Below are 23,733 nucleotides of genomic sequence, written 5' to 3' on the forward strand. Positions count from 1 at the left end.
GCCCTGCGAACCGGCACACCGCGTCATTCCGAAGGAATGCGAAACTCGAATTCGGGACGGTCCCACGGCACGGCGGGCGGGTTCGCGAGTGCGGTCCCGGTCCGCACTGCACCGACGCGGTGGTAGAAGTCCTCGGCGGGAAGATGCGACACGACCTTGACACGGTCGAGCCCGGCGGCGCGGGCCTCGGACTGCATGTGCGCGACGAGCAGCCGTCCAATACCACGTCCTTGCGCTTCGTCGGCGACGAACAGCAGGTCGAGCTCCGGTGGAGCGAGGACGAGCGAGTAGAACCCGATGACCCGGCCTCCATGCTCGTCGGCGCCGACGGCTACGAAGGCGCGGTGGGCTTCGATGTAATCAGGACCGACCCTGTAGCCCGCCACTGCGGCTGCGTACTTGCCCTCGTAGGCGCCTGAGCCACGCACGAGCCGCGTGAGCCGTTTGGCATCCCGCGCGACTGCCCTCCGTATCGTGAACGGCTGGCTGATCGGAGAAGTGCGTGAACTCATCGGAAGAGTATTTCGCACCGGGGAGTGCCTTCCTGCGGCGGGTCGGCTGCTCGGCAGACGTTCCTGCACCGCTCCCGGGAACCACTCGTGCGAGCGCAACCGATCTCACGCCGAAGCCGGACCAGAGCACTCCGGTGCGGCTTCGGCGTCTCACGGCTCCGCGCGGAGGTCCCCGTCGGAACGGCTTCTGGTGGGCCTCGCCGTATCACGCGCGAATCACGGACCGGCTTCTACGACATGTGCCAGGTCGTGCCGAGGGAAGGGCCGAGGATGAGGACCGGGGCGTCCTCCGGGCCGTCGAAGCGGTACTGCAGGGTGGTCGTCGGTGTCTCACTCACGCCCTGCGCGCTCTCACATCTCACGGTTTCCCAGGTGCTCGGGCCAAAGGCCCGCGCCGACCGTCCCACGTTGTGAGGGCTTCGTGAAAATCCTCTACGTGCCGCCGCTCACGTTCCCGCTCCCGTTCGTCCGTGCGGCGAACTTTGCGAACCAGTCCAGCATGTGGCCGTCGGTGACGGCGTCGGACTCCAGCAGGCGGATCAGTTCCTCGGCCAGGGGCCACTCACCGTGTCCCGAGGCCGGGTTGAGGTGGCCGACCGCGCCCAGCTCCACGAGGCGGCTGCCCCAGCTGCGGGCCAGCCCGGCGATGCGCTCGGGTGCGCCGAGCGGGTCGTCGGCGCTGGCGGCCACGAGGCTGGGGAAGGGCAGCGGCGCCCGGGGCACGGGGGTCCAGCCGTTGTCCGCGAGTTCGGCCGGGGTGGGGTAGCCGTCCGGCAGCGGTGCCTCGAAGTCCGGTGGCGTGGCGAGCAGCGCGCCGCGTACGCCGGCGCGGTGGCGCCGGGCCCAGTGGACGGTGGTGATGACTCCGGCGCTGTGGGCGACCAGCAGGACCGGACCGTCCAGGGGTGCCAGCGTCGCGGCCAGGTTGCCGACCTGGACGTCCAGAGCGAGCCGGTTCCCCTCCGCCGGGGGAACCGTGCGGACGGCGCGGCCGGCCTCGGCGAGCCGTTCGGCCAGCCGGGTCTGCCAGTGGTCCGCGACATGGTCGCGCAGACCGGGGACGATGACCACGGTGGGTTCCGTGGTGGGGCTCATGAGGCAATCTCCGACGGGTGCTTGGGCTCCGCCTTCGTGGCGGGGGCGTCGAGGCGGAGGAGGTCGCGTTCGTACCAGTGCCTGCCGACCAGGAAGGCCGCCGTGGCCGCGACCGCGACGAGGGGCACGATGCGCAGGGCGCCCAGCAGGCCGAGGCGGTCCGCGAGCGCGCCCGTGACCGCGGGCCCCGGGGCCAGCCCGAGCAGGCTGTTGGCCAGGGTGAGGGTGGCGAACGCGGTCGCGGCGACGGCGGCCGGGGTCAGGTTCGCGACCATGGCGGCCGCGGGTCCGGCGGAGCCGGCCGACAGCAGTGATCCGGCGGCCAGGGCCAGCAACTGCGCTGGCCCTGTGGGCAGTTGGAAGGCGAGAGTCAGCAGGAGGAGCGAGCCGAGGCTGCAGCCGGCGGCGACGGCCCACTTGCGGATCGGGGTGGTGGAGCTGATGCGGTCGGAGGCAATGCCTCCGAGGATCATCCCGATGCCGATGATCATCGCGAAGCCGCCGGCGACCCCGCCGGCCTTGGCCGGTGCCATGTCGTAGTAGCGGTTGAAGAAGCTGGGCAGCCAGGACAGGAGCGCACCTGCGATGAACAGTTGCAGTCCGCTGCCGACGTAGGCGCTGATGACGGAGACGGAGGAGAACAGGCGGGGCAGGTGGGCGCGCAGGTGTCCGCGCGCCGGAGCGCCGTGCTCGCCGACGGTGAGCCGTCCGCACGGTGCCAGGCGGCTCTCCTTGACCACGGCGCCGTACACCGCGGCGAGCACCAGGCCGAAGACCCCCATCGCGGCGAACGCCCAGCGCCAGCCGGCCGCCTGGGCCACGGCGCCGCCGACGGCGACGCCGAGCACCGAGCCGAAGGCGCCGCCCGCGATGAAGGCACCGGAGAGGGTGGCCCGCAGGGCGACCGGGAAGATGCTGAGGACCACGGCGATCCCCACACTGCCGTACGCCGCCTCGCCGATGCCGACGAAGAGCCGGCCGACGAACATCTCGCCGTAGTTCGCGGACACGGCGCACCCCAGGGTGGCCAGACTCCACATCGTCGCCGCGACCAGCAGACTCCGTACCCTTCCCCACCGGTCGGCCATGAGGGACATGGGGAAGGTGAGCACCCCGACCGCAAGGGCCACGATGCCGCTGAGGGACCCCAAGGAGGCGTCGGACAGCAGCCACTCGGCCTTCAGCATCGGGAAGACGGCGTTGAGGACCTGGCGGGACATGTAGTCGGACAGCAACAGGCCGAAGCTCAGTGCGAAGACCGCCCAGGCATAGCGTCTGGGCACGGGCCATTCCACCGCGGACGCGGCCCCGGCCGTGGACTGCGCAGTGGTGTGAAAATCCATTGTCATCACCTCGACTGCTCGGGAAGTGGCAGGTCAGAACGGTCTGTCGCCCACGATTCCGGCGCGCTCCATCTTGCGGACGGCGGGCCAGTAGTCCTGGACGGCGTAGTGCTGGGTGGAGCGGTTGTCCCAGATGGCCACGCTGTTGGGAGTCCAGCGCCAGCGCACCTGGTACTCGGGGATGGCGGCCTGGCTGATCAGATAGGTCAGGAGGTGGCTCGCGCCCGGCGCGTAGTCCTGGCCGAAACGCACGTTCTCGGGCGTGTGGTAGTTGACGAAGTGCGTCGCGAACGCGTTGACGAAGAGGATCTTCTCGCCCGTCTCGGGATGCGTGCGCACGACCGGGTGCTCGGCGTCCGGGAACCGCTCCTTCAGCGCGTGGCGCCGGTCCTCGGGCATGACGGCACCGAAGGTGGCCTCGATGCTGTGCCGGGCGCGCAGCCCCGGGATCCGGGTCTTGATGTGGTCGGGGAGCCGGCGGTAGGCCTCGACCATGTTGACCCAGATCGTGTCGCCGCCGACCGGGGGCGATTCGACACAGCGCAGCACGGCGCCCATCGACGGGTTCGTCCGCCAGGTGCCGTCCGTGTGCAGGGCGTTCTCGTAGTGCTCCGGGGGGCTGTCCAGGTCCTTGTAGATCCGGACCAGCCCGGGATGGTCGGGGTCGCTGCCGGCGACGGGGTGGTCCTCCAGCGGGCCGAAGCGCGAGGCGAACGCGACGTGGTCGGCACGGGAGATGTCCTGGTCCCGCAGGAAGAGGACCTTGTACTCCAGCAGCAGGCTCTTGATCTCGGCGAAGAGGTCGTCGTCACGGGCCGCGTCGGCGAGATTCACACCGGTGAGTTCGGCGCCGATGGTGCAGGTCAGCGGCTCGACCTCGATCGAGGTGCGCCGCGCGCCGGAGCGCACGGGAGACGAGAGGATGTCGGGCATGGGTGCTCACTCCATGAGGGGGTGGGTCGAGGGCGCCGTGCTCACAGCACGAAGACGGAGGACCCGACGGTCCGCCCGGCTTCCAGGTCGCGATGGGCCTGGACGGCGTCCTCGAGCTGGTAGCGCTGGTTGATCTCGATGGCGATGCGCCCCGAGGAGACGTGATCGAACAGTTCTGAGGCCAGGGCACCGCGTTCGGTTGGGTCGGTGATGTAGTCGGCGAGGGCGGGCCGGGTGACGAACAGCGAGCCCTGGACGGCGAGTTGCATGGCGTCGATCGGCGGCACGGGACCGGAGGCGGTGCCGAAGCAGACGAGCAGGCCACGGCGTGCCAGCGAGGCCAGCGAGCCCGCGAAGGTGTCCTTGCCGACGCTGTCGAGCACCAGCGGTACGCCGGCGCCGTCGGTCAGTTCCCGCACCCGCTCGGCCACGTCCTCGTGCCGGTAGCGGATGACGTGCTCGCATCCGTGTGCGCGGGCGATCTCCGCCTTCTCCTCGCTGGAGACCGTTCCGATCACACGGATGCCGAGCAGTGCGGCCCACTGGGAGACGATCAGGCCCACGCCGCCCGCGGCGGCGTGCAGCAGAACCGTGTCCCCCTCCCGCAGCGGGTGGATCCTGCGCAGCAGGTAGGCCGCTGTCAGGCCGCGCATGGTCATCGCGGCCGCCGTCTCGCAGCTGATCCCCTGGGGCAGCCTGATCAGGTGCGAGGCGTCCATGACCCGCTCGGTGCTGTAGGCACCGAGGGGGCTTCCGGTGTACGTCACCCGGTCCCCCGCGGTGACGTGGGTGACGCCCTCGCCGACCGCCTCCACCACGCCGGCGGCCTCGACACCGATGCCGTCGGGCAGCCGTACCGGGTAGAGACCGGTGCGGAAATACGTGTCGGCGAAGTTGAGGCCGACGGCTTCGTGCCGGATGCGCACCTGGCCCGGCCCGGGGTCGCCGACGGACACCTCCTCCCAGGTGAGGACGTCAGGGCCACCGGTTTCGTAGAAGCGGACGGCGTGTGCCACGGAGAGCTCCCGGAGGGTTCGTGAGGGTGGGGACGGGGCCGGGTGTCAGGCCTGGACGTCGCGCAGCATGAAGCCGCGCTGTCCCGGGCGGCGGTTGGGCACCATGCCGAGCCGGGCGAGGGTCTCCTCGGCGTCCGCGTAGTACTCGCCCAGCTTGTAGATCCGCTTGGCGTCCGCTCCGGTGGCGATCTCGCGGCCGAGCGCCTCGGAGATCCGCACCATCTGCTCGACCTGGGCCACGGAGGACATCCGCTCGCCCTTGGCGCGCCAGAGGTTGTCCTCGTTGCCGACGCGCACGTGCTGGCCGAGGGCGATGGCGACGGCGTTCATCGGGGCCACGGCGCGCATGGAACTCTCGATGGTGAGAACGGCGCCGTCCGGCACGCGGCGGATGAACTCGACCAGGTCGGCTGGGTGCCGGCCGGCGAAACCGCCGCCGATGGCCACGTAGTTGAGGATCAGCGGCCCGGTGTAGGCGCCGGAGCGGATCAGCCGCTCCACGGTCTCCAGCTGGGCCAGGTGGGCGAGTTGGAAGTGGGGCTGAATGCCGTTCGCGTGCAGGCGCTTGAGGTGCTCCAGGTAGAACTCCGGACCGGCCTCGACCACCATGTCGCGGTAGGCCCGGTGGTAGTCCGGCTTCGCTATCGACGTGCCCTCCAGGTCGTCGTCGTTCATGATCTCGACGATGTTCATCTGGCTGGTGTTGATCGCGATCGTCACCTGGTCCGGCGCCGGGGTGAGTTCGGCCAGCAGGTGGCGGGTGTCGTAGGCGAGCCACTTGGCGTCGCCGCCCTCGCCCTCGGGGGCGAAGGAGATCGAACCACCGATCTGGAGCACCATGTCCGGGACGGCCACGCGCAGCCGCCCGAGCAGTTCGTTGAACATGGACATCCGCTTGGAGCCCTTGCCGTCCAGCTCGCGCACATGGATGTGGAGCACCGTCGCGCCGGCGTTGTAGCAGTCGACAGCCGCCTGTACGTGCTCGTCCATGGTCAGTGGCAGGTCGTCCGCGTCCCCGGGAAGCCATTCGGGGCCGTACGGCGCAGCCTGGATCACCAGCTTTTCCTGGTTCTCCGGGAAGAGGGAGTCGTCGTGGAAGTGCACGGAGCTTCTCCTTGTCGAAAGGGTGAACGCGTCACGGAGCAGGCGGCGGACGCGACGACAGGGCCTGCGCCGACGGACGTCCGGGCCGGTGAGCGGCACCTGGCCCAGGTGGGTGCGGGCCGGTCCGGAGGAAGCACCCTCAGGGGAGTGGCAGCGTGCTCCCTCCGGAGGCCGACCGCCGCGCGGTGGTGCAACCGTAGGGCGGACGGCACCCACCCGCTTTGCCTGTGGTGACAGGTGATTTGCCAATCGGGGACACACCTGCGGGCGCGGCGGCCTACCACCCGTATGCGTCCCGCGGAGTCAGCTTCTGCCGTGCGTCGCCGAGCCGCCCCGGCTCGTGCGCCACTCCCGCGGGCTGGTGCCGAACTGCTCGTGGAACCAGCGGGAGAACGCGCTCAGCGACGAAAACCCCAGGAGCGTGGAGACCTCGGTCAGGGAACGGCTGGGATTGGCGACGAACCGCTCCGCGAGGGCGGTGCGGGTCGCATGGAGCAGGGAGGAGAAGGTCTCCCCGGAGCGGGCCAGATGACGGTGGACGGTGCGCCTGTCGACGCCGAGGCTGCGTGCGATCTGCTCGATGGAGCAGCGCCCGGTCGGCAGCAGCGCCTCGATCAGGTCGCGCACCCGGTCGACCTCGGATGCCTCCCTGGGGGCCGCGACGGGCTCGAAGTACCGCCGGGTGTAGCTGCGCAGCTGGGCGTCGGCCATGGCGTTGGGGGCGTCCAGGTCCTCGGCGTAGAAGACGATGCCGTTGAAGTCGCGGTCGAACTCCACCGCGGACCCGAACAGGCGACGGTGGCCCGCGGTGTCCCGCGGCGCCCGGTGGGCGAAGCAGACCGACGACGGGCGCCAGTGCGGGCCGAGGAACCCGCACAGCACGCGGTGGAACGCGCCCACGGCGAGTTCCGTGCCCTGCCGGGCCGGCTGCGGCTCCCCGAGCCGGACGTCCACCTTGAGCGTGGCCACCCCGTTGCCTTCCGAGAGCCGGGCGTGCAGGACCTCGTTGTACGTGTGCTGGTGGCGGATCAGCAGTGCCAGGGCGCTGCGCACGTCGGGCTCTTCACGGACGAGCAGGCTGATGGGGCCGAGGTTGGAGAAGCGTCGCAGGTCGGCCAGGAGCAGACCGAAGTCCTCCCGTCCGGAAGCGGCGGCCGACAGCTCCAGCAGTCTGACCACCGCCGTGCCTGAGATCCACCGGTCCTGCACGGCCAGGTCCGCAGTGTCCAGACCGACGCTCTTCATGAGCGCACGCGGATCGAGGCCGAGGGAACGGCTCAGCTCGACGTAACCGTTCAGCGCGGCGGTGCGGGCAAGGGGCCTCATGGGCACGCTCCAGGGGCGAAGGTCCCCAGAAGTTAAGTTTCTCGTCCCTGTACGTCAAGCATGGGGGGCGAGTACTGCATAGCGTCTCCGTCGACGCGGCCCGTGCGGCGGTGCGGCGGCCGGGCGGCCCGGCCGCCGCGCCGCCGGACGGAGCCGCTCGGCTCACCCGATCTCGCGGAGGCGACCATGGCCGGAACCCCGGACACGACATCGGAGCCGACCGGGCCCTTCACGGGCCCGGCCCTGTGGTACGGCCCGGAGGTGGCGGGCCGTGACGACTGGGTGCTGCAACTGACCGTCGACCACCGTGAGGAGCTGCGTACGGCTGTGCACACCGCCCGCGGGCGCGGCGCCACCCTGTTGCGGATGACCGTCGCCGACTTCCCGCTGCCCACACTCGCCGCCGCGCTCGGGCGCGCCGCGGCGGCACTGGCCGAGGGGCCGGGCTTCGTCCTGCTCAGGAGCGTCCCTGCGGATCTGCTCGGCGAGGCGGAAGCGAGCACCGTGCTGCGCGGGATCGGCCAGTACCTCGGCAGGCCTGTCCCGCAGACCGTCGGCGGCCGCACCCTCTGCCACATCCGGGACGCCGGCCCGGCGCCGGACGGCACGACCCCGCCCGCGCACCTGACCCGCGCGGCGCTGCCGTTCCACACCGCCGAGTCCGACCTGCTCGGCCTGATGTGCCTGCTGCAGGCCCGCTCGGGCGGCCGCACGCTGCTGGCCAGTGCGGCCGCCGTGCACAACGCGGTGCTCGACACCCGGCCGGACCTCGTCGGGCGTCTGTACCGCGACCATCTCTTCGACCGTCGGGAGGAGCGGGCGCCCGGTGAAAAGCCGTACCTGGCCTCCCCGCTCGTCACCCGGCACGGCGACAGACCCAGCATGCGCTACGACCGCGCCCGCCTGGACAACGGCGCACGCGCTGCCCGCGGCGGCGGTCCGGACGGCGCTGCGGCCGCCGACCGGGAGCTGTACGACCTCATCGACGCGACGGCCGCCTCGCCCGGCGTCCGGCTCGACCTGGATCTCCAGCCCGGTGATCTGCTGCTGCTCGACAACCACGTGGTGCTGCACGCCCGCTCGGCGTACGAGGATTCCGACACCCCGGAGCACAGACGCCACCTGCTGCGCCTGTGGCTGGCCCGCCATGGGAACGCCGACCCGGCGGAACGGTCAGCCGGACCGCTCTCCCGCCCCGTGGCACGCGCCGGGGTCACCCCGCACGACGTCATCCGCCCCCGGAGCATGCGCACGGCGCGCCCCGGCTGCGGCTGTCCGACGCCGCGCACCCGCTGAGACGGATCGAGGACGCCACCGTCATGACCGAGCGGCGCGGATCGAGAACACCACCGTCATGACCGAGCGGCCGGGTCGCCATGACCGGCCCTCGTGTCGCTCCTCGCCCGGTCGTGTTCTCAGAGGTCGTCCGGTGTGCCCAGGCCCGTGAGGGCGCCGACCGGGTCCAGGTCGGGTGTGCCGCGGGGCCACCAGTCGTCCTGGCCCGGCTCCGACTCGTAGGCGTACCAGAGGCCGTCGCGGCCCAGGCGGAGCTGGACATGGCCGCGGGGGTGGGTGAGGCGGTTGCGCCAGGGGCGGAACGCAGGGAGGTCGGCGGCGAGCAGCAGGGGGCGGGCCCGGTCGAAGCGGCCGGCCGGCGGATCCCACGGCTCCTCCAGGACGGCCAGGCCCTCCGGCCCGCCCTGCCGCCAGGCGGCGACCGCGCGGGCCAGGTCGCCCGTGGTGCGGTCGGTGGCCGCGGCGAGCGTGGCGTACAGGGTGCGGGTGGTGGCGGTCAGGCCGGAACCGGGGCGGGCGGCGGCCAGGCGTACGGCGTCCTGCCACAGGGTCAGTTCGCCGACCGGGTCACGCCCGGTGGCGAGCAGCGCGTGCGCACGGGCGGCGGCATCGGTCGCCAGCTGGTCCAAGGCAAACGGGTCGGGTCCGCCGGGCGCCGCCGGGTAGACCGGGGGCTGCTCGGGGTGCGGCGGTACGGGCAACGGCATGGGCAGCGGCGGGAGTTGACGCGGGGCGAGGGCCTCGGCCGCACGCACACCGGGCAGGGACCTCGGTGATCCCTCCTGGGCGGCGCGGGCCGCGCGGGCGGCGCTGCGGCGGGACAGCGCGTCGAGGAGGCCCTTCTCACCCCGGCCGCGCAGCAGGAGCAGCACGAAGGGGTCGGCGTCGAGCAGGCGTGCCGTCTGGTAGCAGAGGGCGGCCGCGTGCTTGCAGGGGTGGCCGGAGTCGGGGCAGCTGCACTGCGGGGCGAGGTCGCGGGGGCCGGGCAGCAGGGGCGCACCGCAGTCGGCGAGGGACTGGGGCAACTCCTTGTCCAGCAGCGCCGCGATGTGTCCGGGCCGGTCGGCGGCCGCGTCCAGGAACCGCTCCCAGTCCGCGTCCTCCAGCGTGCGCAGCCGCACCTGCACCCGGTACGGGCGCGGACGACTCCCGCGCACGTACGCCAGCACCAGGCCCGGCGTCACGGTGATCGCGTCCACATGGCCCTGGTCCGCGTAACCCCGGCCGCGGCCCAGCCGCTTGACGTCCAGCGCACCCTGCTCAAGCGCGTCGACCCAGGCGTTCCCCCACCAGGTCTCGGCGAACGCGAAGTCCGCCGAGGAGCCCTCCCGGGGCGGGAACGGGGGGAACGTACGGCGGAGTTCGGTGTCGCGGTGGGGGGTGGCCATGGTGGCGGGGATCTGCGGGGGTGCCGGGGCCGGGGGGCGGGGTTCGGTGCGGTCGGCTTCGCGGGGGGTGGCGTCCGTAGCGGTGTAGTCGCCCGTCGCCTGGGCCGTGTCCGCCGGGTCGGCTGTGTCGGCCGAGTCGGCAACGGACGGCATACGGAAGGCGTTCGCCAGGAACTGGCGCATGTCGTGGGCGGCTTGGACGCGGGCAGTGGTCCGGGATTCGGCACCGGTGCGGGCGGACGCGGGTGAGGAGCCGACGGACCGCGCCGACGTACGCCTCCCACGCCGGGACCCTGCCGCCTCCGCCTCGGCACGCAACGCCTTCTGACGCGCGGCCCGGAGAGCTTCCCTGGCCGCCGAGCCACCAGCAGCCCCACCTATGGCCCTGGTCTCGTCCGTGTCGCCGGGCCCAGCTGAGTCGCCCGGCTCGGCCGTCGCCGCATCCGCATCCCGCCGGGCGGGCACAGCCGACCGGAGGGCGGCTCGCGCGGCGTCCGCCGGCCTCGGTCGCGCAGTGGCGGCCCGCTCGGGCGGGGGTTCGGTCGGGTGCTCCGGCCGCTTCGCCTCCGCAGCCTCCTCAGCTTTCTCCCGCTCGGCCTCCGCCCGCTCCCGTGCCGCCCGCAGGGCCCGGCGGGCCGCGTCGCCGGGGCGCTGTTCCCCGGTCGTCATGAGGACCTCCGCAGGGAGACCAGGTCGGACAGCTCGCGGTCCGTGAGTTCGGTCAGGGCCGACTCGCCGGAGCCGAGGATCGCGTCGGCCAGGGCGCGCTTGGACTCCAGCATCTCGGCGATGCGGTCCTCGACCGTGCCCTCGGTGACCAGGCGGTGGACCTGGACGGGCTGGGTCTGGCCGATGCGGTAGGCGCGGTCGGTTGCCTGTTCCTCGACGGCCGGGTTCCACCAGCGGTCGAAGTGGACGACGTGGCCGGCGCGGGTGAGGTTCAGGCCCGTGCCGGCGGCCTTGAGGGAGAGGACGAGGACGGGGGTCTCGCCGCCCTGGAAACGGTCGACCATGCGCTCACGCTCGGGCACCGGGGTACCTCCGTGCAGGAGGTCCACGGGGACCGCGCGGGCGGACAGGTGGGCGGTGATGAGGCGGGCCATGCCGACGTACTGCGTGAAGACCAGTACGGAGCCGTCCTCGGCGAGCACGGTGTCCAACAGCTCGTCCAGGAGGGCGAGTTTGCCGGAGCGGGCCAGCAGGCCGTCGGGGTGCGCGTCTTCCTTCAGGTACAGGGCCGGGTGGTCGCAGATCTGCTTCAGGGCGCCGAGCAGCTTCAGGACCAGGCCCCGGCGGGCGATTCCCTCCGAGGTCTCGATGGCCAGCATCGACTCGCGCACCACCGCCTCGTACAGCGAGGCCTGTTCCCGGGTGAGCGGTACCGGGTGGTCCGTCTCGGTCTTGGGCGGCAGCTCGGGGACGATGCCGGGGTCGGACTTCTTGCGGCGCAGGAGGAAGGGACGCACCAGGCGGGCCAGGCGGTCCACCGCCTGCTGGTCCTCGCCGTTCTCCACCGCGCGCGCGTGCCGGGCGCGGAAGGACTTCAGGGGGCCGAGGAGGCCGGGGGTCGTCCAGTCGAGCAGGGCCCACAGTTCGGAGAGGTTGTTCTCCACGGGGGTGCCGGTGAGGGCCACGCGCGCGGGGGCCGGGATGGTGCGCAGCGCCTTGGCGGTCGCGGAGTACGGGTTCTTCACGTGCTGGGCCTCGTCCGCGACGACCATGCCCCAGGGCTGCCCGGCGAGTTGGGCCGCCGTGGAGCGCATCGTGCCGTAGGTGGTGAGGACGAAGCCGCCGTCGAGGCCCTCCAGGGTGCGGTCCGGGCCGTGGAAGCGGCGGACGGGGACGCCGGGCGCGAACCGGGTGATCTCCCGCTGCCAGTTGCCCAGCAGGGACGCGGGACAGATCACGAGGGTCGGCTCGGTGCGGGCCCGCTTCAGGTGCAGGGCGATGAGCGTGATGGTCTTGCCGAGGCCCATGTCGTCGGCGAGGCAGCCGCCGAGCCCGAGAGAGGTCATGAGGTCGAGCCAGGCCAGGCCGCGGAGCTGGTAGTCGCGGAGGGTGGCGGCGAGCCCGGCGGGCGGCTTTGCCGGGCCGAGGCCTGCGGTGAGGCGGTCGCGCAGGGTGGCCAGTGCGCCGACGGGGACGGCCTCGACGGTCTCGCCGTCGACGTCGGCGGTGCCGGTGAGCGCGACGGACAGCGCGTCCACCGGGTCGAGCAGGCCCAGTTCGCGTCTGCGGGCCTTGCGGACCAGGGCCGGGTCGACCAGCACCCAGCGGTCCCGGAGCCGTACGACCGGCCGGTGGGCCTCGGCGAGCGCGTCCATCTCGGCCTCGCTGAGCGGATCCCCGCCGAGCGCCAGCTGCCAGCGGAACTGGAGCAGGTCCTCGCTCTCGAAGAAGCCGGTGCCGTCGGTCGCCGAGCCGGGCGCGGGCCGGACCACGGCGGCGGCGGTGAGGTCGCGGGCGAGGTCCCGCGGCCAGTGCACGGCGACCCCGGCGGCGGCGAGCCGGGCGGCCGCCACGCCGAGCAGCTCGCCCAGCTCCTCCTCGGACAGCGCGAGGACGTCGGGGGTCTCCTGCTCGGCGAGCCGGTCCATGGGCGGCCACACGCGGGCCGCGCGGCGCACGGCGAGGGCGGCGTCCACGCGCGCGCGTGGCCCGAAGGCCGCGTCGGCGTCCCCCGCCCACAGGGCCGCCGCGTCGGCCACCAGGGTCGGGTCGGCGAGGCTGTGCACCTGGACGATCGCCGCGCCGGCCGCACGGGCGCCCTCGACAGCACCGGCGTCGAAGACGTCGTACGCGGACAGGTCCAGGCGCAGCGAGATCCGTACACCCGCGTCCATGCCGGCGGCGACCTCCGCCGCCCAGTCGTGGGCGGCGGGCAGTGCCTGGGGCTCGCGGGCGGCGAAGGGGTGGCCGGCCGTGTGGGGGGCGGCCGGGGTACGGGGCAGGGTGTCGGCGACCGCGTCCAGGAAGGAGCGGATCAGGGCCTCGGGCTCGGGCAGCCGGAGCGGTCCGGCATCCGGCAGCGGCACGGCGTGGCCCTCCGGGGGCAGGGCCGCGGCCACCGCGCGCAGGTGGGCGATGTCGTCGGGTTCCAGCGGGCCGGCCCGCCAGGCGTCGTGGCCGCTCGGGGTCAGACCGGGCAGCAGGCGGCCGCGGGCGACCAGCCGCAGCGCGTGCAGGGCGGCGGCTCCCCAGCAGGCCGTGGCCGGGTGGGCGGCCGGGTCGCGGCGGGCCCGGACCAGCAGCGGCAGGGCCTCGGCGAGCGGCAGGGTCAGCGCGGGCACCTGCCGACGGCGCACGCTCGCGCCATGGCGTCGTACGACGGTCAGCTCGTCGGTGTCGCCGTCGGCGGGCAGCGGGCCGCCGTCGGGGTCCCAGAAGGCGACGCGGCCCTCGCGCGGGAGGGGCGCGGGCAGATAGACGGACGCGAGGCGCACCGGAACGAGGTCCCCGGATTCCCGGGAACCTCCCGTGTGCTCGGCCACCGCAGCCGTGCCTGCGCTCATACGTCCTGCCACCTCCCGTCCGCGTGTCGGATCAGACGTCCTCGACTCTACGGGCGGGGTCTGACAATCGGCTCCGGCGGCCGGCCGGGGCCCCTGCTACGGGACCGTGCGGGAGACGACGTACACCATCGGATAGTTCGGGTCGGACATGTTGACGACCACGTCCTGGGTGGGCGCGGGGTTCTTCTGCTTGTGGGTGAGACCCGACCAGGGGCCGGGGCCGGTGAAGTTCCAGCCGGAGACCTTCTGGTCGCGGGAGCCGATGGTGATGTGGTCCTTCTTCAGCTGGTCCCGGCGTACGCCCATGGCCCCCAGGAAGCTGTCCAGGCCGGCGCTGTTGGTGCGGAACTGCACGTACAGGCGGCTGGTCTTCCAGTTGTTGGTCTCGTAGTAGGCGATGTAGTCGGCGGGGTGCGGGACCGCCACCTGGTAGAGGCGGCGCTGCACCTTCGACGGCCAGCCCGGGGTGAGGCCGGTCGCCGAGTACTTCGCCTCCTTGTCCTTGCCGCTGTTGCGGCTCTGGTTGGCGGAGATCACCAGGTAGCCCGCCGGGACGCCGATGAGCAGCCCGATGATCAGCAGGGTCAGCGCCCGGCGCTTGGCCTTGTGCCGCGGGTCCTCGGCGGGCCTGCGCGGTTCGTCCGGGGGCGCGGCCTGATGGGGCAGCGAGGCGATCATGCGGTGTCCCGGTCGCGGCGGGCCTGGGCGTAGCGTTCGTAGCGCTCGTACCGCTCCACCCGGCGCCGCTTGGCCCGCCGGAACCGCCGGGCGACCAGCCGGGCCAGGTCGGCGGCGCCGACCATGCCGGCCTCGGGGCCGAGCTGGGCGCGGGTGATGCGGGCCTCGGGGCGGTAGCCGCGGCCGGTGAGGTGGCGCTTGAAGGCGTCCCGGGCCGGGCCGATGAGCAGGTCGTCGGCGGCGCTGACGCCTCCGCCGATCACGAAGCAGGACGGGTCGAGGGCGGCGGCGAGGTTGGCGATGCCGACGCCGAGCCACTGGCCGATGTCCTGGAGCAGCTCGACGCACATGGCGTCGCCCTCGCGCGCCAGCTCGGTGATCATCGGGCCGGTGATGTCGTCGATGTTGCCCTTGACGTGCTCGATGATCCCGTAGGCCACCGGGGAGTCCGCCGCGGCCAGCTCCTTGGCCTCGCGGACGAGCGCGTTGCCGGAGCTGTACTGCTCCCAGCAGCCGCGGTTGCCGCACGGGCAGCGGTGGCCGCCGGGGACGACCTGCATATGGCCGAACTCACCCGCGACGCCGTACTTGCCGCGCTTGACCTGGCCGTCCTCCAGGATGGCGCCGCCGATGCCGGTGCCGAGCGTGATCATGACCAGGTGGTCCTCGCCGCGGCCGGCGCCGAAGCGCCACTCCGCCCAGGCGGCGGTGTTGGCGTCGTTGTCCACGAGGACCGGGACGGAGAGGCGGCTGGCGAGGCGGTCCCGCAGCGGCTCGTTGCGCCAGGACAGGTGGGGCGCGAACAGGACGCGGTTGCGGTCGGCGTCGACCCAGCCGGCGGCGCCGATGCCGACCGCGTGCACGTCGTGGCGGTCGGACAGGTCCAGGACCAGTTCGACGATGGTGTCCTCGACGACCTTGGGGCTCTTGGACTTGTCCGGGGTCTCCGCGCGGAGTTTCTCCAGGATGTTGCCGTCCGCGTCCACCACGCCCGCCATGACCTTGGTGCCGCCGATGTCGATGCCCACCGTTGGCACACGGGGTGCGGTCAGGTGGGACCTGCGCTCTCGTGTGCCGACGGTTCGCAGGACCGGGGCTCGGCGGGAGCCGATGGGGGCGGTGAGGTCGCGGTAGGTGCTCATCGGGCTCGATTCTGCCGCACGCTCACGCTGAGTGCTGCGCGGGGCAGGTGAGGGGGGTGCGCGTTCAGTGCCGACTGCGGGTGCGCCGTGGCTGGTCGCGCCCCCCGGCGGAGCCGCAAATCAACACAGCCCCGCGCCCCCTAACTTCGCTGCAGTTCATGGCGTAGAGCGTCCAGGTCGGATCCGCCCGCCATCTGCTGGGTCAACTCGTCCAGTGTGATTTCGGCCCGTGTGTAGTTGCCCACCATCATGCCGCGCCGCAGCAGTACAAAGCGGTCGCCCACCAGATACGCGTGATGCGGGTTGTGGGTGATCAAGACAACACCCAGGCCCTCGTCGCGTGCTGCCGCCACGTACTTCAGGACCACGCCGGACTGCTTGACGCCCAGGGCCGCCGTCGGCTCGTCCAGGACCAGGACCTTCGCGCCGAAGTGGACCGCCCTGGCGATCGCCACGCACTGGCGTTCGCCGCCGGAGAGGGTGCCGATGGGCTGGTCGACGTCGCGCAGGTCGATGCCCATGCGGAGGAGTTCGGCTCGGGTCGTCTCGCGCATGAAGTCGATGTCCAGGCGCTTGAAGGGTCCCTTCCCCTTGCGGGGCTCGGAGCCGAGGAAGAAGTTGCGCCACACCGGCATGAGGGGGACGACCGCCAGGTCCTGGTAGACCGTGGCGATGCCGCGGTCGAGGGCCTCGCGTGGGGAGGAGAGGGTCGTCTCCTCGCCCTCGATGCTCAGCGTGCCGCCGTCGTGCCGGTGCAGGCCCGCGATGATCTTGATGAGAGTGGACTTGCCGGCTCCGTTGTCGCCGAGGACGCAGGTGATCTCGCCGGCGTCGACCTCGAGCGAGACGCCTTCGAGGGCACGGACGGTGCCGTAGTGCTTGCTGACGTCGGCCAGCTGGACGAGAGTCACTTGTCGGCCTCCGCGCGCTTGCGGACCCAGGCGTTCAGCAGGGTCGCGAGGAGCAGCATCGCTCCGAGGAAGAACTTGAACCAGTCGGGGTTCCACTCGGCGAAGACGATGCCCTTGCTCGTCATGCCGAAGAGGAGAGCGCCCACGGCGGAGCCGACCGCGCTGCCGTAGCCGCCGGTGATCAGGCAGCCGCCGATGACGGCCGCGATGATGTAGATCAGCTCGTTGCCGACGCCCTCGCCGGACTGGACGGCGTCGAAGGAGAAGAGCAGGTGCTGGCCGGAGATCCAGGCGCCGAACGCGACGCCCATGTAGAGGCCGATCTTGGTCCTGGCGACCGGGACGCCGACCGCGCGGGCCGCGTCCTGGTTGCCGCCGACCGCGAAGATCCAGTTGCCGGCGCGGGTGCGCAGCAGGATCCAGGAGGCGAGGGCGACCAGGCCGAGCCACCACAGGATGGTGACCTTGAAGTCGACGCCGCCGAGGGTGAGGGTCGAGGCGAAGACGGCGCGGGCGCTCGGGAAGCCCTCCATGTCGGCGATGGTCTTGGTGGAGACCGTGTCGTCGATCAGCTTGGTGAAGCCGAGGTTCATGCCGGTCAGCATCAGGAAGGTGCCCAGGGTGACGATGAAGCTGGGCAGCCTGGTGCGGGTGAGCACGAAGCCGTTGAAGGCGCCGATGGCGAGCGTGACCAGGAGCGAGACGCCTACGCCGACCCAGGTGTTCGCCGTCATCTGGTAGCTGAACATCGAGGAGACCAGCGCGGAGGACGTCACCAGGACGCCCGCCGACAGGTCGAACTCGCCGCCGATCATCAGCAGGGCCACGGGTACGGCCATGATGCCGATGGTCGAGGAGGCGTACAGGACCGTGCTGAGGCTGGCGGCGCGCAGGAAGCCGTCGGCGGCGAACGCGAAGACGGCGAAGACGGCGAGCGCGCCGACGATCGAGCCCAGTTCGGGGCGGGAGAGCAGCTTTCGCAGCGGCGAGGCCTGCAGAACCCTTTCGTCGGCCGTGCGTTCCAGGGTGGCGGTCATCGGGTGCCCCGCTCGGTGTACTCCGCGAGGGCGGCCGCCCGGTCCTTGGTGATGATCTGCGGGCCGGTGAGGACGGGCTGACCGCCGCCGAGGACGTCGCCGTTGTACTTGTACAGCCACAGCAGGTCGACGGCCTGGTAGCCCTGGAGGTACGGCTGCTGGTCCACGGCGAAGCCGAGGGTGCCGTCCTTCAGTTCGGCGGCGACCTTGGCGTTGAGGTCGAAGGTGTCGACCTCGGCCTTGCTGCCCGCGTCGGCCTTCGCCTTCACGGCGGTGTCGGCGTAGGGGGCACCGAGGGTGACGACGGAGTCGACGGACTTGTCCGCCTGGAGCTTGGCCCCGATCGCGGACTGCACGTCGGGCATGTTGGTGCCGTTGACGTAGAGCTTCTCGACCTTGCCGTGGAAGGTCTTCGCGACGCCGTCGCAGCGCTGCTCGTGACCGACGTTGCCCTGCTCGTGCAGGATGCACAGGGCGTTCTTCCGGCCGCGCTTGTTCAGCTCCTCGCCGACGGCCTGGCCGGCGATGGTCTCGTCCTGGCCGATGTGGGTGAGGGCACCGAAGGACTCGGACTCCTCGGAGCCGGAGTTCACCGTGATCACCGGGATGCCGGCCTTCTCGGCGCGGGCCACTGCGGCCTTGAGGGCGTCGGGCTTGGCGAGGGTGACGATGATGCCGTCGACCTTCTTGTCGACCGCCGCGTCCACCAGCTGGGCCTGCTGCTGGGCCTCGTCGTCGTGCGAGTACAGGAAGTTGATGTTGTCCTTGACGGCGGCCTGCTCGGCACCGCTCTGCACGATGTCCCAGAAGGTGTCGCCGTCCCCCGAGTGGGTGATCATCGCGAAGGTCCAGCGGGGGGTGTTCACCGCCGCCCTGCCCTGGGCGGCGGCGGCCTTGCGGGCGTCCTCTGCCCGCTTGCCGCCGGTGCTGCTGCACCCCGCCAGGGACACGGAGAGTGCCCCTGCCAGCGCTATGCCTACCCAGGTCCGAAACCGTGCCACGAGGCCGTGCCCTTCTTGCCGTGTCCGTACGTACGCAAGGGGCCGGTGATGACCTCAGCGGCCCCAAACGCTCCAGTATCGAACACGGGGAACACTGCTGACCCGACCGGGGAGCGCCCGCCCGTCGCATTGTCCGGACATTGCGACGAATGACCGGCGGCACTCAGGGCCGTACGAGCAGCTGGAACTCGAAGGAGTAACGGGTGGGGCGGTAGGTGTGGTCGCCGAACTCGACCGCGCGTCCGGTGTCGTCGAAGGTGGTGCGCTGCATGGTGAGCAGCGGGGCGCCCTCCGCCTCGGCGAGCCGCTCGGCCTCGGCGGCCGTGGCGCCGCGGGCACCGATGGACTGGCGGGCGCTGTGCAGGGTGATCCCGGCGGAGCGCATCAGCCGGTACAGGCCGGTGGCCTCCAGTTGGCCGGTGTCCAGGTCGAGCAGGCCGGGCGGCAGGAAGTTGACCAGATAGGCCATCGGTTCGCCGTGGGCGAGGCGCAGGCGTTCGATGCGGTGGACGTCGCTGCCCTCGGCGACGGCGAGCGCGGCGGCGACCTCGGCGGAGGCGGGGACGACGGTGTTGACCAGGACCTTGGTCGCGGGCCGCTGGCCGGCCGCCTCCAGGTCGTCGTAGAGGCTGCTCAGCTCCAGGGGGCGCTTGACCTGGCTGTGCACGACCTGGGTGCCCACGCCCCGGCGGCGGACCAGCAGCCCCTTGTCGACGAGGGACTGGATGGCCTGGCGGACCGTGGGCCGGGACAGGCCGAGCCGGGCGGCCAGCTCGATCTCGTTGCCCAGGAGGCTGCCGGGCGTGAGGCTGCCGTGCTCGATGGCGGCCTCCAGCTGCTGGGAGAGCTGGAAGTACAACGGCACCGGCGAACTACGGTCCACGCGGAGGTCGAGCGACACGGTCGGGTCCACATCTGGTTTCGGCACGGGCCCGAGCGTAGCCCCGTGCTCGGTTGACGGGAAGTTGTGTAGACAGATTGTCCAGTTGTTCGGACATTCGCATTGACAGCGTACGGGGTCCGCCCTCACTTTGTTTCCATGCGCATCGGGGTCATCGGTACGGGCCGCATCGGCACCATTCATGCGAACACGTTGAGCCGCCACCGTGAGGTCGGATCGCTGATCCTGACGGACGCGGACCCGGCGCGGGCACAGGTGCTGGCGCAGCGCCTGGGCGAGACGGCGGCGCCGGGGGTGGACGAGATCTTCAAGTGGGGCGTGGACGCGGTGGTGATCACCACGGCCACGGCAGCGCACGCCGACCTGATCGGCCGGGCAGCCCGCTCGGGCCTGCCGGTCTTCTGCGAGAAGCCGATCGCCCTCGACCTGCCGGGCACCCTGGCCGCGCTCGCCGAGGTCGAGACGGCCGGCACGGTGCTGCAGATGGGCTTCCAGCGGCGCTTCGACGCGGGGTACGCGGGCGCCCGGGAGGCTGTGCGCTCGGGACGGCTCGGGCGGCTGCACACCGTACGGGCGATGACCTCCGACCAGTCCCCTCCCCCGCCACAGTGGCTGCCGCTGTCCGGCGGGCTGTTCCGGGACACGCTGATCCACGACTTCGACGTGCTGCGCTGGGTGACGGGCCGTGAGGTCGTGGATGTCTACGCGACGGGGTCGGACGCCGGCCCCGCGATGTTCCGCGAGGCCGGTGACGTCGACACCGGCGCGGCCCTGCTCACGCTGGACGACGGCACGCTGGCCACGGCGACGGCGACCCGGCTCAACGGCGCCGGCTACGACGTCCGCATGGAACTGGCCGGGGAGCGGGACACGGTCGTGGTGGGCCTGGACGACCGTACGCCGGTCGCGTCCACCGAGCCGACCGGGCCGCCGCCCGCGGACAAGCCGTGGGCCGGCTTCCTGGAGCGGTTCGGGCCCGCGTACGAGGCCGAGTTGTGCGCCTTCGTCGACGTGCTGCACGGTCAGCGGCCCAACCCGTGCGACGGCCGCGAGGCCCTGCAGGCGCTGCGGATCGCCGAGGCCTGCGAGGTGTCCCGGCGGGAGCGCCGCCCGGTGCGACTGGCGGAGATCCAGGACCGGGCGCAGCCGTCGTACGGCTGAAGCCGCTTCGCTCACCAGCGCACCGGCAGGGTGCGCATCCCTCTCATCAGCAGGCCCGGCAGCCACTCGCCGGGGGAGCCGTCGAGCGCGAGTTCGGGGGCGCGCTCCAGGAGGGTGCCGATGGCGGTGCGGCCCTCCAGGCGGGCCAGGGGCGCGCCCAGGCAGTGGTGGATGCCGTGGCCGAAGGCGAGGTGGCCGCGGGTGTCGCGGCGGATGTCGAAGCGGTGCGGGTCGCTGTAGCGGTCGCCGTCGCGCTGGGCGGCGGTGAGGCCGACGATCACGTGCTCGCCCTGCTCGATCGCCGTGCCGGCGATCTCCAGGCGCTCGGCGGCGTACCGGAACGTGCCGCTCTGTACCGGGCCCTCGTAGCGCAGCATCTCCTCGACGGCGCCGTCCAGGAGGCTCATGTCGGCGCGCAGGGCGGCGAGTTGGTCGGGGTGGGTGAGCAGGGCGAGGACGCCGTTGCCGATGAGGTTGACGGTGGTCTCGTGGCCGGCGATGAGCAGCAGGAAGGCCATGCCGCGCAGTTCCCCCGGGGAGAGCCGGTCGCCGTCCTCGGCGGTGGTGCGGATCAGGTCGCTGAGCAGGTCGTCGGTCGGCCCGGCGGACCGCTTGTCCTCGATCAGCTCGGTGAGGTACTCGCCGAGGCGGATGGTCGCCGCCGCCTCCGTGTCCCCGTTGGTCGGCGCGACCACCTCGGTGGACATCTTCCGGAACTCCGCGCGGTCCATGTCCGGGACGCCGAGGAGTTCGCAGATGACGGTGATGGGCAGCGGGAAGGCGAGCGCGTCGATGAGGTCGGCGTGGCCGCGCGGCATCATCTCGTCCAGCAGGTCGTCGGTGATCTGCTGGATCCGCGGGCGCAGCCGCTCCACCCGGCGCATCGTGAACGCGCGGGTGACCAGGGCGCGCAGGCGGGTGTGCTGAGGCGGGTCGGTGGCCAGCAGGTGCTTGCCGATGATGTCCTCGTCCAGGAAGGTCGTGCCGATCTTGGAACCGTCCTTGGCCAGCCGGGAGTCGGTGAGGGCCGCCCGCGCCTCTTCGTACCCCACCACCAGCCAGGCCTCGTACCCCTCGTCCGCGCCCGGCAGCCGGACGCGGTGCACGGGGCCCTGCTCCCGCAGGCGCTCGTACACCGGGTGCGGGTCCCGGCGGAAGGCGTCCCCGAACTCCCCCAGATCAACAACGTGTTGCCTGTCCATCGCTCCTCTTCCGGACTCCCCGAGGCCGCCCGGGAACCTCCCGGTGCAGGGACAACGCGCGGGGTGCCCGCTTAGTGCCCGTCCTCGTCGAGAAGTCCCGCGTCGTAGGCCAGCAGGGCGATCTGGACCCGGTTGTTGAGGCCGAGCCTGGCCAGGATGCGCGAGACGTGGGTCTTGACGGTGGCCACGCTCATGAAGAGTTCGGCGGCGATCTGGGCGTTGGCCAGGCCCCGGCCGACGGCGACGGCGACCTCCCGCTCGCGGTCGCCCAGCGCGGTGAGCCGCTCCCGCGCGCGTTCCTGCCGGGAGTCGGCGGCGGTGCCGGCCGCGTGCCGCATCAACTGGCGGGTGACGGCGGGCGACAGCACCGGCTCCCCGGCCGCGACCCGGCGCACCGCGTCGACGATCGCGGCGGGCGGGGTGTCCTTGAGCACGAAACCGGCGGCGCCCGCGCGCAGGGCGTGCAGCACCTGCTCGTCGGCGTGGAAGGTGGTGAGCACCACGACCTCGGGTGCGTCCGCCCGTTCCCGCAGGCTCCGGGTGGCCGTGAGCCCGTCCACCGACGGCATCCGGATGTCCATGAGCACGACGTCCGGCCGGGTCCGCTGGACCGCGTCCTCGACCTGGTCGCCGTCGGCGGCCTCCCCGACGATCTCGATGTCCCCGGACCCGCCCATCATCAGCGCGAGTCCGGCGCGCACCAGGGGGTCGTCGTCGACGAGGAGAAGTCTGATCGGAGTCGCAGTCATGGGGGTTACGTAATCACGGGGACGCGGGGCGGTGGGCATGTCCCGGCCAACGGCGGCCGCCCCGCCGCGGTTCAGTCCCCGCCCCACGGCAGCCACCCTCGCACCTCGAACCCCCCGTCCGCCGTCGCCCCGTGCTCCAGGCTGCCGCCGGTCAGCGTGGCGCGTTCGGTCAGGCCGATCAGGCCCTGTCCGGAGCCGGGGACCGGTGGGACGTCGGATTCGGGGGCGGGGTTGCGCACCGTGATCGTCAGGCCGGCCCCGGGGGCGCCGGTGACCTGGACGGTGACGTCGGTGCCGGGGGCGTGCTTGCGGGCGTTGGTCAGGGCCTCCTGGGCGATGCGGTAGGCGGTGCGGCCGACCGAGGCGGGGACGGCGGCCGGGTCGGTGACGCGCTGGTCGAGGGTGACCTTCATGCCCGCCTCACGGCACTCGGCGACCAGGGCGTCCAGCGCGGCCAGCGTCGGCTGTGGACGGCTCCCGGCCGCGTCGTCGGACTCCCCCGCCCGCAGCACGCCGATGATCTCCCTGAGGTCCTGCAACGCCTCGTGGGCGCTCTCCCGGATGACCCCGGCCGCCCGCGCTATCTCGTCCCGGGGCGCGTCCGGCCGGAACTCCAGGGCGCCGGCATGCACGCTGAGCAGGGTGAGCCGGTGCGCCAGCACGTCGTGCATCTCGCGGGCGATGGCCTCGCGGGCGAGCCGCTGCGCCTGCTCGGCGCGCAGCCGCGCCTCGGTCTCCGCGCGCCGGGCCCGGTCGCGCAGGCTCAGCATGAGCTGGCGCTTGGAGCGTACGAACTTGCCCCAGCCGATGAGGGAGAGGGTGAGCAGCAAGGTGAACGCGACGACGGCGACGTAGGGCAGTTCGGGGTCGGGGCGCAGCCAGTAGAAGAGCGGGAGCAGGGCGAGTTCGATGCCGCCGATCCAGGCGATGTGGCGGAAGGGCCGGTGCACCGCGAGCGTGAAGATGACGACCATCCCGGCGCCGCCCGCGGTGTTGGACAGGAACCCGACCGGGATCATCGCGATCGCGAGCCCGACCGGCCACCGGCGGCGCAGCCAGAGCGCCCCGCAGGCGAGGGCGCCCAGCACCTGGTCGAGCACGGCGAGGGAGTGCGGCAGTCCTGATTCCTGGGGCAGGGCCTCAGCGGCCGCCAGGCCGAGGACGACGGCCAGCAGGAAGCACGAGAAGTCGACGACCCAGTCGCGCGCGGTGCGCCGCGGCCGTCGGCCCGCGGCCCCGGCGTCCGGGTCCAGCTCGTGCATCAGGGCGGACGGGAACAGCCACCGGCGGCCCGCGAACTCCTGCTGCGTCCGCGCCGGTTCGTCTTTGCTCACGGTCGACAAATCTATGCAGGATCGGCTCGGGCAACTGCCCCCGTGCCGCGATCGCCGACCAAAGTCGCACCGCCGTGGACTTTGGGTGGTCC

Annotated in this window: 20 protein-coding genes and 1 pseudogene; 2 read left to right on the plus strand and 19 right to left on the minus strand. The window is 72.4% G+C overall.

Features of this window, described 5'->3' with window-relative positions; all coding sequences use genetic code 11:
• Nucleotides 1–23: 23 nt before the first annotated feature.
• The 8 genes and pseudogenes from ACFY3C_RS20010 to ACFY3C_RS20045 form a co-directional block, all read right to left on the minus strand.
• Nucleotides 24–512 (minus strand): GNAT family N-acetyltransferase, encoded by a 489-nt coding sequence (locus ACFY3C_RS20010; RefSeq protein ID WP_390771688.1) that lies wholly within the window; start codon nt 510–512, stop codon nt 24–26.
• Between the two features lie 236 nt (nt 513–748).
• Nucleotides 749–850 (minus strand): annotated as a pseudogene (locus ACFY3C_RS20015) (3-oxoadipate enol-lactone hydrolase); the annotation flags it as partial.
• A gap of 94 nt (nt 851–944) precedes the next feature.
• Complete coding sequence (locus tag ACFY3C_RS20020; protein WP_390771689.1) at nt 945–1,607, minus strand: RBBP9/YdeN family alpha/beta hydrolase; 663 nt, start codon at nt 1,605–1,607, stop codon at nt 945–947.
• Nucleotides 1,604–2,890 (minus strand): MFS transporter, encoded by a 1,287-nt coding sequence (locus ACFY3C_RS20025; protein ID WP_390771690.1) that lies wholly within the window; start codon nt 2,888–2,890, stop codon nt 1,604–1,606. Before ACFY3C_RS20025 ends, ACFY3C_RS20020 begins: the two co-directional genes overlap by 4 nt.
• A 93-nt stretch (nt 2,891–2,983) precedes the next feature.
• Nucleotides 2,984–3,883 (minus strand): TauD/TfdA dioxygenase family protein, encoded by a 900-nt coding sequence (locus ACFY3C_RS20030; protein WP_386576242.1) that lies wholly within the window; start codon nt 3,881–3,883, stop codon nt 2,984–2,986.
• 41 nt (nt 3,884–3,924) lie between these two features.
• Complete coding sequence (locus ACFY3C_RS20035; protein WP_390771691.1) at nt 3,925–4,899, minus strand: quinone oxidoreductase family protein; 975 nt, start codon at nt 4,897–4,899, stop codon at nt 3,925–3,927.
• Nucleotides 4,900–4,944: 45 nt separating this feature from the next.
• Nucleotides 4,945–6,003: a 3-keto-5-aminohexanoate cleavage protein gene (locus ACFY3C_RS20040; RefSeq protein WP_390771692.1), complete on the minus strand. Its 1,059-nt coding sequence runs from the start codon at nt 6,001–6,003 to the stop codon at nt 4,945–4,947.
• A gap of 303 nt (nt 6,004–6,306) precedes the next feature.
• A complete protein-coding gene (locus tag ACFY3C_RS20045; RefSeq protein ID WP_390771693.1) occupies nt 6,307–7,329 on the minus strand; it encodes an AraC family transcriptional regulator in 1,023 nt (340 codons plus the stop codon).
• A gap of 186 nt (nt 7,330–7,515) precedes the next feature.
• On the opposite strand from ACFY3C_RS20045, the gene ACFY3C_RS20050 reads away from it, so the two are divergent.
• A complete protein-coding gene (locus ACFY3C_RS20050; RefSeq protein WP_390771694.1) occupies nt 7,516–8,625 on the plus strand; it encodes a TauD/TfdA family dioxygenase in 1,110 nt (369 codons plus the stop codon).
• Nucleotides 8,626–8,744: 119 nt separating this feature from the next.
• Here ACFY3C_RS20050 and ACFY3C_RS20055 read toward each other — a convergent pair whose 3' ends face one another.
• From ACFY3C_RS20055 to ACFY3C_RS20090, 8 genes are all read right to left on the minus strand, one after another.
• Nucleotides 8,745–10,682, minus strand: coding sequence for an SWIM zinc finger family protein (locus tag ACFY3C_RS20055; RefSeq protein WP_390771695.1), 1,938 nt, complete (start codon nt 10,680–10,682; stop codon nt 8,745–8,747).
• The gene (locus ACFY3C_RS20060) at nt 10,679–13,525 is read right to left on the minus strand and encodes a DEAD/DEAH box helicase (RefSeq protein WP_390771696.1); all 2,847 of its coding nucleotides are present in this window, start codon (nt 13,523–13,525) and stop codon (nt 10,679–10,681) included. The genes ACFY3C_RS20055 and ACFY3C_RS20060 overlap by 4 nt, the downstream gene beginning before the upstream one ends.
• Before the next feature lie 96 nt (nt 13,526–13,621).
• Nucleotides 13,622–14,203, minus strand: coding sequence for a sugar kinase (locus ACFY3C_RS20065; protein ID WP_386576251.1), 582 nt, complete (start codon nt 14,201–14,203; stop codon nt 13,622–13,624).
• Nucleotides 14,200–15,345, minus strand: coding sequence for an ROK family glucokinase (locus tag ACFY3C_RS20070; RefSeq protein WP_386576252.1), 1,146 nt, complete (start codon nt 15,343–15,345; stop codon nt 14,200–14,202). Before ACFY3C_RS20070 ends, ACFY3C_RS20065 begins: the two co-directional genes overlap by 4 nt.
• A gap of 140 nt (nt 15,346–15,485) precedes the next feature.
• Nucleotides 15,486–16,256, minus strand: coding sequence for an ATP-binding cassette domain-containing protein (locus tag ACFY3C_RS20075; RefSeq protein WP_390771697.1), 771 nt, complete (start codon nt 16,254–16,256; stop codon nt 15,486–15,488).
• A complete protein-coding gene (locus ACFY3C_RS20080; protein ID WP_386576254.1) occupies nt 16,253–17,293 on the minus strand; it encodes an ABC transporter permease in 1,041 nt (346 codons plus the stop codon). The genes ACFY3C_RS20075 and ACFY3C_RS20080 overlap by 4 nt, the downstream gene beginning before the upstream one ends.
• Complete coding sequence (locus ACFY3C_RS20085) at nt 17,290–18,294, minus strand: sugar ABC transporter substrate-binding protein (RefSeq protein WP_390771698.1); 1,005 nt, start codon at nt 18,292–18,294, stop codon at nt 17,290–17,292. The genes ACFY3C_RS20080 and ACFY3C_RS20085 overlap by 4 nt, the downstream gene beginning before the upstream one ends.
• Nucleotides 18,295–18,457: 163 nt before the next feature.
• A complete protein-coding gene (locus ACFY3C_RS20090) occupies nt 18,458–19,195 on the minus strand; it encodes a GntR family transcriptional regulator (RefSeq protein ID WP_390771753.1) in 738 nt (245 codons plus the stop codon).
• 138 nt (nt 19,196–19,333) lie between these two features.
• Between ACFY3C_RS20090 and ACFY3C_RS20095 the strand changes: the two genes are divergently transcribed.
• Nucleotides 19,334–20,356: a Gfo/Idh/MocA family oxidoreductase gene (locus ACFY3C_RS20095; protein WP_386576256.1), complete on the plus strand. Its 1,023-nt coding sequence runs from the start codon at nt 19,334–19,336 to the stop codon at nt 20,354–20,356.
• An 11-nt stretch (nt 20,357–20,367) separates the two neighbouring features.
• On the opposite strand, the gene ACFY3C_RS20100 is transcribed toward ACFY3C_RS20095, so the two are convergent.
• The 3 genes from ACFY3C_RS20100 to ACFY3C_RS20110 all read right to left on the minus strand — a co-directional run bounded on the left by ACFY3C_RS20100 (nt 20,368) and on the right by ACFY3C_RS20110 (nt 23,641).
• Nucleotides 20,368–21,558, minus strand: coding sequence for a cytochrome P450 (locus tag ACFY3C_RS20100; RefSeq protein ID WP_390771699.1), 1,191 nt, complete (start codon nt 21,556–21,558; stop codon nt 20,368–20,370).
• A gap of 71 nt (nt 21,559–21,629) precedes the next feature.
• Complete coding sequence (locus ACFY3C_RS20105; RefSeq protein ID WP_386576258.1) at nt 21,630–22,307, minus strand: response regulator; 678 nt, start codon at nt 22,305–22,307, stop codon at nt 21,630–21,632.
• Between the two features lie 71 nt (nt 22,308–22,378).
• The gene (locus tag ACFY3C_RS20110) at nt 22,379–23,641 is read right to left on the minus strand and encodes a sensor histidine kinase (RefSeq protein WP_386576259.1); all 1,263 of its coding nucleotides are present in this window, start codon (nt 23,639–23,641) and stop codon (nt 22,379–22,381) included.
• Nucleotides 23,642–23,733 lie beyond the last annotated feature (92 nt).

It is taken from the genome of Streptomyces sp. NPDC001410 (genome assembly GCF_042895235.1).
Taxonomy (GTDB): domain Bacteria; phylum Actinomycetota; class Actinomycetes; order Streptomycetales; family Streptomycetaceae; genus Streptomyces.

Bases quoted from the DNA above. Each gene is read 5' to 3' on its own strand.
- ACFY3C_RS20010 (WP_390771688.1), bottom strand. From the start codon at position 512: ATGAGTTCACGCACTTCTCCGATCAGCCAGCCGTTCACGATACGGAGG.
- ACFY3C_RS20020 (WP_390771689.1), bottom strand. From the start codon at position 1,607: ATGAGCCCCACCACGGAACCCACCGTGGTCATCGTCCCCGGTCTGCGC.
- ACFY3C_RS20030 (WP_386576242.1), bottom strand. From the start codon at position 3,883: ATGCCCGACATCCTCTCGTCTCCCGTGCGCTCCGGCGCGCGGCGCACC.
- ACFY3C_RS20045 (WP_390771693.1), bottom strand. From the start codon at position 7,329: ATGAGGCCCCTTGCCCGCACCGCCGCGCTGAACGGTTACGTCGAGCTG.
- ACFY3C_RS20050 (WP_390771694.1), top strand. From the start codon at position 7,516: ATGGCCGGAACCCCGGACACGACATCGGAGCCGACCGGGCCCTTCACG.
- ACFY3C_RS20055 (WP_390771695.1), bottom strand. From the start codon at position 10,682: ATGACGACCGGGGAACAGCGCCCCGGCGACGCGGCCCGCCGGGCCCTG.
- ACFY3C_RS20060 (WP_390771696.1), bottom strand. From the start codon at position 13,525: ATGAGCGCAGGCACGGCTGCGGTGGCCGAGCACACGGGAGGTTCCCGG.
- ACFY3C_RS20065 (WP_386576251.1), bottom strand. From the start codon at position 14,203: ATGATCGCCTCGCTGCCCCATCAGGCCGCGCCCCCGGACGAACCGCGC.
- ACFY3C_RS20070 (WP_386576252.1), bottom strand. From the start codon at position 15,345: ATGAGCACCTACCGCGACCTCACCGCCCCCATCGGCTCCCGCCGAGCC.
- ACFY3C_RS20080 (WP_386576254.1), bottom strand. From the start codon at position 17,293: ATGACCGCCACCCTGGAACGCACGGCCGACGAAAGGGTTCTGCAGGCC.
- ACFY3C_RS20095 (WP_386576256.1), top strand. From the start codon at position 19,334: ATGCGCATCGGGGTCATCGGTACGGGCCGCATCGGCACCATTCATGCG.
- ACFY3C_RS20100 (WP_390771699.1), bottom strand. From the start codon at position 21,558: ATGGACAGGCAACACGTTGTTGATCTGGGGGAGTTCGGGGACGCCTTC.
- ACFY3C_RS20105 (WP_386576258.1), bottom strand. From the start codon at position 22,307: ATGACTGCGACTCCGATCAGACTTCTCCTCGTCGACGACGACCCCCTG.